This window comes from Pseudodesulfovibrio piezophilus C1TLV30 (genome assembly GCF_000341895.1).
Lineage (GTDB): Bacteria > Desulfobacterota > Desulfovibrionia > Desulfovibrionales > Desulfovibrionaceae > Pseudodesulfovibrio > Pseudodesulfovibrio piezophilus.
This window is the reverse complement of sequence record NC_020409.1, coordinates 1,663,279-1,677,757: the sequence shown is the minus strand read 5'-3', so window position 1 is coordinate 1,677,757 and position 14,479 is coordinate 1,663,279. Positions and strand designations below refer to the sequence as shown.

Below are 14,479 nucleotides of genomic sequence, written 5' to 3'. Positions count from 1 at the left end.
ATCGATACTGGAGGAAAGTATGTCCGACGTTGCAGCAAAAGTTAAAGAAATTATCGTTGACCAGCTTGGTGTGAGTGCAGATGAAGTTGTTGAAGGTGCCGCCTTCGTTGAAGATCTGGGTGCTGATTCCCTGGATCTGACAGAACTGATCATGGCCATGGAAGAAGAGTTCGACCTGGAAATCGATGATGAAGACGCCCAGAAAATCATCAAGGTTCAGGACGCTATCTCCCACATCGAAAAGGCTGTTTAACTGCTTGATTCGATACAGATATTAATGCGAGCGCCTTATCACTTCGTGAGAGGCGCTCCTTTTTCATTTATTACACGTAGACAATACGGATACATATTATGAATAGGGTTGTCGTCACGAGCGTTGCGGCCATCACTCCGATCGGCAATGACGTTGAGACCAGTTGGCAGAATCTTCTGGCAGGCAAGTCCGGTATTGGCCCGATCACTCGGTTCGATCCTGCGGATTTTGCTACCCAGATTGCCGGTGAAATCAAGGATTTCGATCCCACTGTTTTCATCAACAAAAAAGAAGCACGCCGCATGGAGACTTTTACCCAATATGCGGTCTGTGCCACAAAGCAGCTTTTCGAGAACGCTGGGTGGACCATTCCCGAGGAAGAAAAGGATCGCGCCGGAACCATTATCGGCGTGGGCCTGGGTGGTCTCCAGTCCATTGAGGACATGCATGCCAAGCTGTTGAAAAAAGGTCCGGGGCGAATCTCGCCTTTCTTCATTCCCATCCTCATTGCCAACATGGCCGCCGGTCAGGTGTCCATTGAGGCAGGAGCCATGGGGCCGAATATCTGCACGACCACGGCTTGTGCCTCCGGTACTCATGCCGTGGGTGCGGCTTATACTGATATCGCCATTGGGCGGGCAGACGTCATGATCTGTGGTGGAGCTGAATCCACTATTACGCAACTTGGCGTTGCAGGGTTCAACTCCATGAAGGCTTTGTCCGTGCGCAACGACGAGCCGGAGCTTGCATCCCGTCCTTTTGACGCGGACCGGAGTGGTTTCGTCATGGGTGAAGGCGCTGGACTGCTGTTGCTTGAGTCTCTTGATCATGCCAAGGCTCGCGGTGCTGAAATTCTGGCCGAAGTGGTCGGATTTGGCGCTTCGGGCGATGCCTATCACATGACAGCACCGCCCGAAGACGGCGCAGGCATGGCGCTGGCCATGACGGCTGCTGTTCGGGAGGCTAAGATAGATCCCAGTGAGATCGATCATATCAATGCGCACGGAACTTCCACCAAGTTGAATGACCTATGCGAAACCAGGGCCATTAAAAAGGTCTTTGGTGATCATGCCTATAATATTGATATCTGTGCCAACAAATCCCAGATAGGGCATTTGCTGGGCGCAGCCGGTGGTGTTGAATCGGCATTTGCCGTCAAAACCCTGGTCGAGGGTATCATTCCCGGCACCATAAACCGCGACACTCCCGATCCTGATTGCGACCTTGATGTGTGCGCTGACGGACCGCGAGAAAAACAGGTCAATTATGTGCTTTCGAATTCATTCGGATTCGGTGGCACGAATGCTTGTATACTCTTCAAGCGTTTTGCAGACTAAGAACGGGGAGGCCATACGGCCTCCCTTTTTAGTGGAATAGACGAGTGAGTCCGAGTGCTGAAAAGGCAATGCAATGTCAGTCGAGATGCGTTTTTTGCGAGGAATGCGGATGCTGATTTCCCTTGCGTACGAGGTGCGACTTCCACTACAACATAAGGCCCGAAAGGGGTGTCTCCCAGTTGGGCTGATCGGCCCTGCTGTATTGATATAAGGACGGATCTCCACCCCACGCGGGCTGGCGGGAGTCATGGCCGGTACCGGGTGAAAAAACTCGGATTTCGGGCAGGGCGCATGGACCGTCAATGCTGCGCGATTGGCGTGGGAAGCCATTCGCATCCACACTCAACACGAGGTAAAATCGATGGAAGAGCTGTTACTCCAAGACCCGGCAGTGGCCAAAACAATCATCTCCGAAGCTGAACGGCAGGTGACCAAGCTGGAACTCATTGCCAGCGAAAATTTCGTCTCTACTGCTGTTCGTCAGGCCCAGGGAAGCGTCATGACCCACAAGTACGCCGAAGGGTATCCGGGCAAGCGTTGGTATGGAGGGTGTGAATTCGTTGATCAGGTCGAAGAATTGGCTCGTGACCGCGCCAAGGAATTGTTCGAAGCCGCATATGTCAATGTGCAGCCCCACTCCGGTTCACAGGCAAATATGGCTGTCTATTTTGCTGCATGCAAGCCCGGCGACACCGTGCTTGGTATGGATCTTTCACACGGTGGACACCTGACTCATGGGTCCCCGGTCAATTTCTCCGGTAAGCTTTTCAATATGGTTCATTATGGTGTTTCCCGCGAAACCCAGACCATCGATTATGATCAGGTGGAGGCGCTTGCCAAGGAGCACAAGCCCTCACTCATCATAGCAGGTGCCTCAGCCTACCCACGGATAATCGACTTTGCTCGATTCCGTAAGATTGCCGATGAAGTCGGAGCAAAGTTGCTTGTCGACATGGCCCACATAGCCGGTCTTATCGCCGCTGGTGAGCATCCGAGCTGCATTGAGCATGCCCACTACACCACGACCACCACGCACAAAACCTTGCGCGGTCCTCGTGGAGGTATGATTCTTTCCAATGAAGATTTGGAACAGGAACTGAATTCGAACATCTTCCCCGGTATCCAGGGCGGCCCGCTCATGCATGTCATCGCTGCCAAGGCTGTTGCCTTTGGTGAAGCTCTGTCCCCCGGATTTATCGAGTATCAGCAGCAGGTCGTCAAGAATGCCAAGCAGCTTGCCGCATCACTTCAGGAAGCGGGGCACAAGCTCGTCTCCGGTGGTACTGATAACCACATGATGTTGCTTGACCTTTCCGAACTAGATTACACCGGTAAAGATGCTCAGATCGCCCTCGACAAGGCAGGAATCACCGCCAATAAGAACACTATTCCGTTCGAAACAAAGTCTCCGTTCCAGACGTCGGGTATCCGCATCGGAACCCCGGCTCTGACCACTCGTGGCATGATTGAAGAAGATATGATTGTTGTTGCTGAGGCCATTACTGCCGCATTGAACAACATTAATGATGATAAGATTCTCAAGGAAATCAGCGTGGAAGTTGAAGAGTTCGCTCAGGAATTCCCGCTTTTCGCCTGGTAGACAGAAACTGATTCAAAAAAAAAGTCCGTTCCACGGGGGAACGGACTTTTTTTTTGCTTTCTGTAGAGAAAGAGAGAAGCCGAATTGTAAGGTGCAAACAGGGTGGGAATCAAGAAAATGCTTTCGCTTTTAACGAGATGGATATTGGGTCAGATGTGGTACACATTTGGACCTTATTGAGTGGTGTTATGAATCTTTCTCCATACCGCATCCCACACAGTGAGTACATCCTTTGGGTGAACATTTGGGACTGACTTGGGCTTTCTTGGAACGCGACCATTCTTTCCAGAGATGTTCGCGCTTGACGCCGATGTCGATAACTTCCCAAGGAAAGAATTCATCCTTGGTGCGTTCGCGGGATAGAGTTGCGTCAATATCACCATCCCACCGTTTGAGCGCTTTTTTCCATCCGCCATGCTCTGCTGCCAGGAGGATGAAGTCGGCAAGTTCTTCGCCGCCGCGGGCCAAGAGCGCCTGTAGTCGGGCTTGGAATGGGTTGTCGTGGTGGAGTGTAACGCCCTTGTATGGTTTGACCATTTTGGTCAGCATTTTCATTCGTCTGTTCAGTGCCTCTTCGCCTGTCATCGGTGCCCATTGAAATGGTGTAAACGGCTTGGGGACCAAAGAACTGACGCCGATGGTGATGCGCATGAAATGCTTTTTGCGGCCTCCAGGTTCCTCCGAGCGAATCTGGACTATCTTTTCGAGGAAATCACGCAGCTCTTCATAATCCTCATCAGTTTCATCGGGCCACCCGGCAATAAGATACATCTTGAGATGATTGACGCCATAGCGGGCACAGAGACGGACTGCATTGAGGAAGTCCTCGGGATCGAGCTTTTTGCTCATCATGTTACGTAGCCGTTCGCTGGCCCCTTCAAGAGCGAGGGTAATGGTGCGTATGCCACGTTCCCGCAAATAGATAAGCAATTCTTCGGTAATTCCGTCCGCCCGCATGGACGAGAGTGAAAATTTCTTCTTCTGTCCGTGAATCCATTTAAGAAATGGAAGCAGATCGGGCCAATCCGTGAGTGCGGTCCCCACAAGCCCTATCTTCGGTGGATCAGTGAGTTCCACAATGCGTTTGAGTTCATCGATATCGGCATTTCTGGGAGGACGGTAGATAAATCCGGCGGCACAAAAGCGACAGCCGTAAGGGCAGCCCCGGTTGACCTCCAGGAGCAGTGTGTCGCGAAAGGTGGCATGGCCTGAAATGAAACAGGAGAATCCGGGATCGACCAGGGGACCGGGACCGCTGGAAACAACACGGCGGACAGGTGTTTGCGACTTGCCGGGTACATAAACGCCGGGGAGGTCTTTGATGGTGTCGAGAATGGTTTCGCGGTCTGCACCGTCAAAGATGAGTTGTTTCAGCGTGAGGAAGAATGGGATGAAATTATTGTCCGCTTCACCGACCCAGAAAATATCCACAAAGGGTGCGATAGGGGCCGGATTCAGAAAGGCGGGCGGTCCTCCGACCATGACCAGAGGAAGGCGCGAGCGTTCCGCCGAAAGAGGCGGAACGCCCGCAGCCTGGAGCGTCCGAGGGAGGATGAGGAAATCCTCCTCGAAAGTGACACTCCAGGCGATTACAGGGAATGAGGATAGTGGGCTTTGTGATTCACGCGTCGTAGGATCGCCACCGTCTATCAGCCCTCGCTTGTCCGGGAAGACACGTTCTACGGCAAGGCCGGGCTCCTCGCTCAGCATCCGGTATACGGATTGCCAACCGAGGGTCGAGACGGCGTTCTTTTCCCCTCCGGGGACAGCTATCGCTACGGGTAGCCGTCCGCCGAGGTCCGGAGCGCTTGGCTCCGTTACGCCATGGTACAGGGTTCGCTCGTCGATGACGGCAACTCCTTTTTTTACGCGTGAGTGATTTGGGACCTAGTCAACATTCTTGCGAATGAAGGCCGGGACATCGAAGTTCTCTTCTGCATCGTCAAAGATAAACTCCTCCTCACCGGGGGCTGCTCCCACTGCCGCACGCTTGGCGATGGGCTGTTTGGGCAGTTCGGTGGTGTTAAGTTCGCCACCAGCCTTGCGCAGATACGCCGGGATATTGCGGTCAGTATTGATGACGCGCTGGTGCCCGGGGCGTTTGGCCTGCTCGACATTCTTGGCTGTACCGCGGGGTCCGAGGAGCAACATTTTCTGCTGCTCAGCCTTGCTCAGCACAGGCTCCGGTTCTTCCATGGCGGTTTCAATGCCGGTGGCGATGACGGTGATACGCATTTCGTCGCCCGCATCGGGGTCGAAGACGGTACCGAAAAAGATCTCGGCATCGTCATGCGCTTCCTTGTAAATAATATCAGCGGCTTCAGAGACCTCATCAATGAGCATATCCGGGCCACAGGTGATGTTGATGAGGACGCCTTTGGCCCCTTCAATGGAGACGTCTTCCAGCAGAGGGCTGGTAATCGCCTTCATGGCGGCTTCCTTGGCACGGGATTCTCCAGAAGCAATGCCGGTTCCCATCAGTGCCATTCCAGAGGAAGCCATGGCGGCCTTCACATCGGCAAAGTCGAGGTTGATCAGGCCGTGGACGGTGATCAGGTCTGCGATACCTTTGACTGCATAGTAAAGTACTTCATCAGCTTTCTTGAGCATATCCGAGAAAGATGCCTTTTTCGCAGCTAACTGAAGCAGGCGGTCATTGGGGATGGTGATGATGGAGTCAACTACATCCGCCAAAGCACGTGCGCCTTCTTCGGCCTGCTGAAGGCGGCGTTTTCCTTCAAAGTAGAAGGGCTTGGTCACCACACCGACGGTGAGTGCGCCCATTTCGCGCGCGACTTCGGCCACAACCGGTGCAGAGCCGGTTCCGGTCCCGCCCCCCATTCCGGCTGTGATGAAGACCATATCAGAGCCTTCCAGAGCCTCACGGATCAGGTCAACAGATTCCATGGCAGCAGAACGGCCTATTTCGGGGTTCGCACCCGCGCCCAGTCCTTTTGTCAGTTTTTCGCCAATCTGAATCTTGTGCTCAGCCAGAGATTTGTTGATGTCCTGGTGATCAGTATTGGCCACGATGAACTTGACGCCCTTGAGCGCTGACTGGATCATGTTGTTGACAGCATTACCGCCGCCGCCACCGCAGCCTACGACCTTGATCTTGGCATTGGTGTCATGTTCGATTTCAAAGTATTCCATTGTGTCTTCCTCCTCGAAGCGGTGTTTTTCGTTTGGCCGGACGCGCTTCGTGCTGAAGGCTGGTCCGTGTCGACAAAAAACGCCTGGTTTTCACTCGTTCCCTGTTGAGTTTTTGGTTTATTGAGTTCCTCATACCTCTAGGCGATGTCTGTAAACCACTTCTTCATCCGCGACAGGATGCGGTCAAAACCGGAATCATCGCGGATTTTGAAGGGCCGCACTCTTTGCAGGCCTTCTTCTTCTGCTCCATGGAGCAGCAGGCCAACAGCGGTGGCGTATTTGGGGCTTCTGACTTCCTCTGTCAGGCCTCCGATGCCTTCGCCTGGTGTGCCGATGCGGACCGGCAGGTCAAATATTTGCTCGGCTAATTCCTGCATGCCGTCGATCAGGCAGGTTCCGCCGGTAAGAACGACGCCCGCTGCGATCATGTTCTTGAAACCGGACTTGAGCAGTTCCTGGTCTACCAGGGCGAGGATTTCCTCACAGCGCGGCTCGCAAATCTCAGCCAGAACCCGTTTGCTCATCTTGCGGGATTCGCGTCCTCCGACACTCGGCACTTCGATGATTTCATCCGTGGTTACGAGGTCAGCCATGGCGCAGCCGTAATCCATTTTGATCTTCTCAGCGCTCATCATGGGAGTCCGCAGTCCGTAGGCAATGTCATTGGTCAGGTTGTGCCCGCCCAATGCCAGCACCGAGGTGTGCTTGATGGAGTCCTTTGAGAAAATGGCGATGTCCGTGGTTCCGCCGCCTATGTCGACAAGGGCCACACCGATCTCTCGTTCTTCTGGTGAAAGCACAGCCTGGCTTGAGGCCAGGGATTCCAGCACGATATTAGAAACATCAAGGCCTGACCGATTGCAGGAACGGATGATGTTCTGGGCAGAGGTGACGGCTCCGGTGACGATATGAACCTTCACTTCAAGCCGAACTCCGGCCATACCCAGAGGATCGGCGATTCCGCGTTGATCATCCACGATGAATTCCTGGGGCAGGGTGTGGAGAACCTCCCTGTCCATCGGGATGGCGATGGCTTTGGCAGCCTCGATAACCCGGTCCACATCAAGCTGCGTGACTTCACCGCCTTTGACCGCGATGACGCCATGCGAATTGAAGCCTTGAATGTGACTCCCGGCGATACCGGCGTAGACGGAGCGGATATCGCATCCTGCCATCAGCTCGGCGTCTTCGAGGGATTTCTTGATGCACTGGACTGTCTTCTCGATATTCACGACAACGCCGCGTCGCAGTCCGGTGGAGGGGGCAGTGCCGATGCCGATGATGTCGACACCGTTATCACTGGCTTCGCCTACCACTGTGCATATTTTGGTGGTGCCTACGTCAAGGCCCACGATGAGATCGTTTCTGGCCATAATATCTCCTCTTTCCTCTAAAGTTCCCTGTAATATCTTTGCGTTCTAGCCTCGGCTCGGACGCTTTTTGACCCATATTTTATCGCCGCTGGCCGCTATGATGGCCGCGTTCTTGAACTCACCCCGGCGCATCATATCACCCCAGGCAATTTTCAGTCGTTCCAATTGGAGTTCCCACCGATCCATGGATAACCGGACGGTCAATCCCTGGCCTCCGGCGTGACCATCCAGATAAATTTCTATTTCATGGGCACTCGTCAGTTTGATCCATGCGGTCTGATCCTGTGTAAACGGTGTTTGACGATTCTGGATTTTTTTGAGGATGCCGCTCAAGACTTCGGCCCCGTCATCAATGGATTCAGCCACAGAGAGAATAGGAAGAGAGGCCGTTTCACCAGGATGCATGGGGGCGATGACTTTGCCCCTGGCATCCGCGAAGTATAATCCGGCTCCCTGGCGTATCCAGAACATGGGGATTTTTTCGGTTACATTGATACGCAGGGTGGAAGGGAACTGCCGCCGCACGGTCACATTTTTAATCCACGGATTCCTTGAGAGTTTATTTTCTACTTCGCCGACATTCATCTCCAGGCAGTTGAGGCCAAGATTGACATTCCCCTGGCTGAGGACGTCTCCATAGGTCAGTCTGCTGGTGCCTGTCACCTGAATTTCCTTGAGGTTGAAATACGCCGTGGAGGTGATGAAGCGATAGCCGTACAGCAGTCCCACCCCAAGGGTGGCGATCAGGGAAAGGCCGAGGAGCGTCATGATGAAACGCATGAGGATTTGGCCGGTCCCTGTGAGGCTGCGGTTTTGTTTTTTCTTTTTGTGCAGCTTGTTGCCGCTTTTTGAGCCGATTTTCAATCGGTTCTGTTTGCCCATGGTTAAGGTACTCATAAAACGATGACCTCCGTTTCCAGAGTGATACCGAATTGTGTTTTGACTGCGGTCCGTCCTGCTTCGACAAGCTCCAGAGCATCTGACGCATTCCCGGTGCCAAGGTTGATCAGGAAGTTTGCATGCATTTTAGAGAAGGCCATGCCTCCGATGCTGACGCCCTTCATTCCGGCTTCATCGAGGAGCAATCCTGCGGCTTTTTCTTCAGGGTTTTTGAAGACACAGCCCGCACTTCTTGTCGTCACGGGTTGTGTGCTTTTCTTACGGATATAGAAATCTTTCATGGTTGCCCGCACTTCCTTGGGTGAGGATTCCGTCAAGGAGAACTCCACTTCCCAAATCAGGGCCTTGGAAGCTTCGGGACCGCAGGAAAAGTGGCGATATCCGAAAATGCACTCCTTGGCATCAACCCAGTGCAATCCTGCCGAGGGGGTCCAGAGACGGACTCGGGTGATGGCATCACCTATTTCCATCCCATAGGACCCTGCGTTCATGGCGACACTGCCTCCCACTGATCCAGGTATTCCGGTGAGGCCTTCCAGACCGGAGAGTCCGGCCATTTGTGCCCAACCGAGCAGCCCAGGAAGTCTTTGTCCTGCACCGCAATGAACGATGAGTTGTTTTCCTTGCTTCTCGACTCGTTCCGGTCCGGGCATGGTGGCTGTGCGTATCAGGGCCATGTCATGATGACCGTCGGATGCCAGGATATTGCTTCCTTCACCAATGACAAATGGTCGTAACGGGTTTGACATGAGGAACATCCCAAGCCCGTCGAGATCACGCGTATCACGAACGACTATTTCGACCTCGGCTGTGCCGCCGAGTCCCAAAGTCGTGCGTTCCGCGAATGACGGATTCTTGATCAGTTCAAGTTTCATTGTCTAGACCTCGTTTTCTCCGGATTCCTCTTCCAAATCCGGGGTGTCGGCCTGATTCAGCCAGTTTTCACCTATCTGCCAAATGGAGCCTGCGCCTTGGGTGATGAACAGGTCTCCGGGCTTGAGGGTGTCCTTGAGTCGTTTCTCAAGGGCGTCGAAGTCCGGGAAGAAGTGGACCTTGGTTTCGGAAACCTGCTTGATTCCTTGCGCCAGGGACAACCCTGAGACTCCGGGGATGGGGGATTCGCTGGCCGGATATATTTCAGTAAGCATCAGTAGATCGGCCTCGGCAAAAACTTTACAGAAATCGCCGAAGAGCGCCTGGGTTCGAGAGAATCTATGGGGCTGGAAAGCGATAACCAATCGACGATCAGGGAAGCATTCCTTGGCTGTTTTGAGTGTCGCAAGAATTTCCGCCGGATGATGACCGTAGTCATCCACAACCATCACGCCCTTGCGTTCTCCCTTGCGTTCGAACCGGCGTCCGACACCACCGAAATTGGACAGGCCATTGATGATGTCTTTCTTTTCCAATCCGGCTTCCAGGGCCACTCCGATACAGGCAAGGGCATTGAGAACATTGTGCACGCCGGGCTGCGCTACTGTGACTTCTCCCCATTCTTTTCCGTCCAGATAAACCCGAAAAATCGACCGGAGATGGGAACTGATGATTTCGCCACGCAGCTTATTCTTGGGACCAAGTCCGTAAGTCAGGCAGGGGCGTTTGATGTTGGGCAGGAGGCGTTGTACACCCTCGTCATCACCGCATACCACATTCATGCCGTAGAACGGGATCGAGTTCATGAATTTGGTAAAGGAATCATCTATGGCCTGCTGATCCGCGTAAAAATCCATGTGGTCCCTGTCCACGTTCGTAACGACAGTGATAATCGGTGACAAAAGTAGGAACGAACCGTCGGATTCATCGGCCTCAGCGATGAGATAGTCGCCTTCGCCAAGACGGGCATTGGCTCCGAAGGTATTGAGCTTGCCGCCGATAATGACCGTCGGATCAAGCCCTGCTTCAGTGAAGATGGTCGCCAGCAGGGATGTCGTGGTGGTTTTGCCGTGGGTTCCGGCAATGGCGACGCCGGTCCGCAGTCGCATCAGCTCGGCCAGCATTTCGGCGCGGGGGATGATGGGGATACCGCGCTCCTTGGCCGCAATGACTTCAGGATTCTTGTCCGGTATGGCTGTGGACTTGATCAGGACTTCCGCATCTCCGACGTTATCCGCCCCGTGTCCGATGAAAACGGTAGCGCCCAGTTTTTCAAGCCTTCGCACTGCGGCTGATGCCGAGAGGTCCGAGCCTGTGATGGTGAATCCCATATTGATGAGAACTTCGGCAATGCCGTTCATGCCCGAACCGCCAATGCCCACCATGTGGATATTGTTGACTCGTGCCCGCATTGCCGGACACGCTTCTCCGCTCACTGTAAGGTATGGTCCCTGTGCTGCTGCCATGTTTCCTTCTCCCTGCCTTATGCCGCCAGGGCCTCGAGGCCCACTGCTATATCCGCAGCCGCCCGCTCTTTTGCAAAGCGACGTGCTGCTGTTCCCATGTCTTTCACTTGCGCAGGAGCATTCAGAAGCTCCAGTGCCAGAGAGGCCAACACTTCCCCGGTCATTTCCTTTTGGGGGAGGAGTCGGGCCGCGCCTATGTCGGACATGGCTTTGGCATTCATTGTTTGGTGGTCATGTGTGGCGTGGGGGAAAGGCACGAAAATGGCCGGAACCCCTGCCGCCGCTATTTCAAAAACCGTTGTTGCGCCGGATCGGCAGATGATTAGATCCGCCGCGGCATAACAGGCTGCCATGTTGTCGATAAAGGCGTGAACCTGCCCCGAATCTGCCAGGGCTGTCTTGTATGAGTCGTGAACCCGTTGATAATCGGATGCGCCTGCCTGGTGAGTCAATTTGACTCCTGCATTCATGAACATCGGGAGAGCTTGAATCACGCTATCATTGATGGCGCGTGCCCCCTGGCTTCCTCCGAGGACGAGGATATGCCTGCCGATTTTCCGTTGAGCACGGGCCGAGGCTGCATTGATTATTTCGGCTCGAACCGGGTTGCCGGTCAGAACGGTCTTCGCCGGAGGAAAGGCTCCGAGCGTATCCGGAAAACTCAAAAATATTTTCTTGACCATCTTTCCCAACACTTTGTTGGTGACACCGGGCACTGAATTTTGTTCGTGTACCGCAGTTGGGATGCCCAAGAGTGCGGCAGCCAGCACCGGGCAGAACCCCGCGTATCCGCCGAATCCGATAACCGCATCCGGCGCGAATCTTTTGACGGCGTGCATGGCTTTGGGAATGCCGAAACCGAGCCACCCCAATCCGGAAAGAATTCCTTTGATACCGCGCCCCATGATGCCCTTGGCTGGCAATTCGAGAAAATCCAGACCGTGCTTTCGGGCCATATCTCCTTCCGGCCCAGCTCCACCTACAAACAGGATCTTTATACCGGGATTGCGGCGTGTCAGTTCGTCCGCCACAGCCAGAGCCGGGAAAATATGCCCGCCAGTGCCGCCGGTGGTCAGAATGATTTTGCTTAGGCTCATGATTGTGCCGTCCTTGAGAGGTTGAGCAGAATACCGGCACAGATGAAGGAGACGGTCAGGCTGGAGCCTCCATAGCTGATGAAAGGCATGGCAACGCCCTTTGGTGGGACGGTGCCGAGGACAACGGCCAGATTCAGGATCATGCCGAGGGCCAGGATGCAGGTGACACCAAAGGCGGTAAAGCGATCCTGCAGGTCTTCCTGTTTGAAGGAAACACGAAACGCCCGCCACAGGAAGAACCCTATGACGATGAAGAAGAGGGACATGCCCACGAAGCCGAGTTCTTCACCAACCACGGCCATGATGAAATCGTTGTGCGCTTCCGGAAGGAAAAAGAGTTTTTGTTTGCCCGCGCCGATGCCTGTGCCGAAAATACGGCCGGACCCAAAGGCATAGAGCGATTGAACGAGTTGGTAGCCTTCGTTTTGTGCCGAGGCAAAAGGATCGAGAAAAGCAGTCCAGCGTTTGAAGCGATATGGTGAGGAGGAGATCAGCAGCCATCCTGCACCGGTTCCGAAGAGGAAGGAAACAAAGAGATAGATAAAACGGGTTCCGCCTACCAGACACATCAGGAAAAGCAACATTGCCAGGACGACTGCTCCGCCGAAATCCGGCTGGAGCAAAAGCAGGCCACACAGAAAGCCGGTGACGATGAATGGTGGCAGGAAACCGACAGAGAAAGTCCGTACAAGCTCCTGTTTTCTTGCAAAGAAATAGGCGAGGTAAAGGACCAGCGCGATCTTGGAGTATTCCAGAGGTTGCAAGTTCACCGGTCCGAGATTGATCCATCGGCTGGCACCGTTCACATTGACGCCAAGGGGAGTGACGCACAGGGCGAGCAAAATAACAGCCGCTGCGACCCAGACATATGTCAGGCTGTAAAGGAGCTTTCGGGGCATCTGCATGCAGGCGAGCATGATGGCGATGCCGACTCCGGTGAACATGAGCTGACGTTTGAAGAAGAAGTAAGTGTCATTGTAGACACGCTCGGCCATGATTCCACTGCTGGAAAGGACCATGATCAGACCGAAACCGCCCAAGAGCAGGGTGGAAGTCAAAAGCCATGGGTCAATTTTTCCCATGCGGATATTGGGCGTATTGGCGGTGAGTTTATTACTCATTCAGCCCTCCGACTACACGCTTGAAGTCATCGCCGCGCTGGGTATACCCGGTGTACTGGTCAAAACTTGAGGTCGCGGGAGACAGCAGGATCACGTCCCCTTCGATCGCATCCCGAACCTGCCGCAGGGTGGCCTCTTCAAGAGTTTCATCCCAACTGACGGGAAAAACCTTGGAAAGAGGAGCTTCCAGAATATCCCGGCTGCTTCCGAACAGCCCTATTTTCACGACCGTATCCTTGACGCTTTCGGCAAAGGCTTCAACGTCTCCGCCTTTCCAGACACCGCCCATGAGCAAACGGACCGGGCGGTCAAAGGATTTTACCGCAGCCACAACAGCGTCCAGGGTAGTGGCCTTGGAATCATCGACAAAGAGAATTCCGTCTACTTCGGCCACGGGTTCGATCCTGTGGGCAAGGGGTTTGAAATTCAGAATTGCTTCGGCAGCCTGTACCTCGCTGACACCAAAGCGTCTGACAGCCTGCCATGCAGCTTCAACATTGGAACGGTTGTGCTCGCCGAGAAGATACGGGGCTTGGAAGCGGTCCGTGGGACCGAACCATTCAACATGGGCGTTGGTGAATCCTCGGTCTCTGATGACGGGGCGCAGGGATTCGTGGAGTAGAGCCGTGTCTTCTCCCGTCATACGGTTGAACATGACCAGTTTGGCATCGAGATATTCTTCCATGTTTTCATGGTAGTCGAGATGGTTGGCCGCAAAATTCAGGAAGACTCCGACCTTTGGTTTGAAAAGTCGGCAGTTCTGGAGTTGGAAGCTGGATATTTCCAGGACAATGACGTCAACAGGGTCCATATCAAGCAGATATTCGCACAAGGGCGTGCCGATGTTGCCACCGGTAAAAGTCTTTTTACCCGCACTTTCAAGAATTGAGCTGATGAGAGTGGTTGTCGTGGTCTTGCCGTTGGTTCCGGTAATGGCGAGGACCGGAGCTTCGATAAACCATGAGGCGAATTCTATTTCAGAGACAAGGGTGCGTGCAGGGATGCCTTCAAGGGCATGGGCCATTTTTTTGACCGGTACGCCCGGAGAAAGAATAATGACGTCTGCGTCTGAAAAATGTTCTTTTTTGTGCGGTCCAGTTATCAGGTCAGCCTTGCCTGCCATCGGTCCCAGGACTTCCTCAGTGATACCTTCATTCACATCCACGACTCGAACCTTGGCTCCGAGCACATCAAGGAGCCGGGCTGCGGCCAGTCCTGACTTGCCCACGCCTACCACGACTCCTTGTTTGTCGGAGAGGATGGATTGCTCGATGAAGTTGCGAACGATGCGATTCACGTCATTGCT

Annotated in this window: 12 protein-coding genes; 3 read left to right on the top strand and 9 right to left on the bottom strand. The window is 53.9% G+C overall.

What is annotated here, in order from left to right; genetic code table 11:
- The first annotated feature begins 19 nt into the window (after nt 1-19).
- The 3 genes from BN4_RS08070 (at nt 20) to glyA (ending at nt 3,190) form a co-directional block, all read left to right on the top strand.
- Nucleotides 20-253, top strand: a complete 234-nt coding sequence (locus tag BN4_RS08070; RefSeq protein WP_015414889.1) for an acyl carrier protein — start codon at nt 20-22, stop codon at nt 251-253.
- Nucleotides 254-351: 98 nt separating this feature from the next.
- Entirely contained in the window at nt 352-1,590 is a 1,239-nt protein-coding gene (fabF, locus tag BN4_RS08065) for a beta-ketoacyl-ACP synthase II (protein ID WP_015414888.1), read from the top strand.
- 361 nt (nt 1,591-1,951) lie between these two features.
- Nucleotides 1,952-3,190: a serine hydroxymethyltransferase gene (glyA, locus tag BN4_RS08060; RefSeq protein WP_015414887.1), complete on the top strand. Its 1,239-nt coding sequence runs from the start codon at nt 1,952-1,954 to the stop codon at nt 3,188-3,190.
- 186 nt (nt 3,191-3,376) lie between these two features.
- Here the strand turns inward: glyA and BN4_RS08055 are convergent, their stop codons facing one another.
- The 9 genes from BN4_RS08055 to murD all read right to left on the bottom strand — a co-directional run bounded on the left by BN4_RS08055 (nt 3,377) and on the right by murD (nt 14,470).
- Nucleotides 3,377-5,038, bottom strand: coding sequence for a radical SAM protein (locus BN4_RS08055; protein WP_041720221.1), 1,662 nt, complete (start codon nt 5,036-5,038; stop codon nt 3,377-3,379).
- A gap of 39 nt (nt 5,039-5,077) precedes the next feature.
- Nucleotides 5,078-6,343: a cell division protein FtsZ gene (gene ftsZ, locus BN4_RS08050; protein ID WP_015414885.1), complete on the bottom strand. Its 1,266-nt coding sequence runs from the start codon at nt 6,341-6,343 to the stop codon at nt 5,078-5,080.
- A gap of 137 nt (nt 6,344-6,480) precedes the next feature.
- Complete coding sequence (gene ftsA, locus BN4_RS08045; RefSeq protein WP_015414884.1) at nt 6,481-7,716, bottom strand: cell division protein FtsA; 1,236 nt, start codon at nt 7,714-7,716, stop codon at nt 6,481-6,483.
- A gap of 45 nt (nt 7,717-7,761) precedes the next feature.
- Nucleotides 7,762-8,613 (bottom strand): cell division protein FtsQ/DivIB, encoded by an 852-nt coding sequence (locus BN4_RS08040; RefSeq protein WP_015414882.1) that lies wholly within the window; start codon nt 8,611-8,613, stop codon nt 7,762-7,764.
- Nucleotides 8,610-9,491, bottom strand: coding sequence for a UDP-N-acetylmuramate dehydrogenase (gene murB / locus BN4_RS08035; RefSeq protein WP_015414881.1), 882 nt, complete (start codon nt 9,489-9,491; stop codon nt 8,610-8,612). Before murB ends, BN4_RS08040 begins: the two co-directional genes overlap by 4 nt.
- Nucleotides 9,492-9,494: 3 nt before the next feature.
- Entirely contained in the window at nt 9,495-10,955 is a 1,461-nt protein-coding gene (gene murC, locus BN4_RS08030) for a UDP-N-acetylmuramate--L-alanine ligase (protein WP_015414880.1), read from the bottom strand.
- A 17-nt stretch (nt 10,956-10,972) separates the two neighbouring features.
- Nucleotides 10,973-12,052, bottom strand: a complete 1,080-nt coding sequence (murG, locus tag BN4_RS08025) for an undecaprenyldiphospho-muramoylpentapeptide beta-N-acetylglucosaminyltransferase (protein WP_015414879.1) — start codon at nt 12,050-12,052, stop codon at nt 10,973-10,975.
- Complete coding sequence (ftsW, locus tag BN4_RS08020; protein WP_015414878.1) at nt 12,049-13,173, bottom strand: putative lipid II flippase FtsW; 1,125 nt, start codon at nt 13,171-13,173, stop codon at nt 12,049-12,051. Before ftsW ends, murG begins: the two co-directional genes overlap by 4 nt.
- Complete coding sequence (gene murD, locus BN4_RS08015) at nt 13,166-14,470, bottom strand: UDP-N-acetylmuramoyl-L-alanine--D-glutamate ligase (RefSeq protein WP_015414877.1); 1,305 nt, start codon at nt 14,468-14,470, stop codon at nt 13,166-13,168. The genes ftsW and murD overlap by 8 nt, the downstream gene beginning before the upstream one ends.
- Between the last annotated feature and the right edge of the window lie 9 nt (nt 14,471-14,479).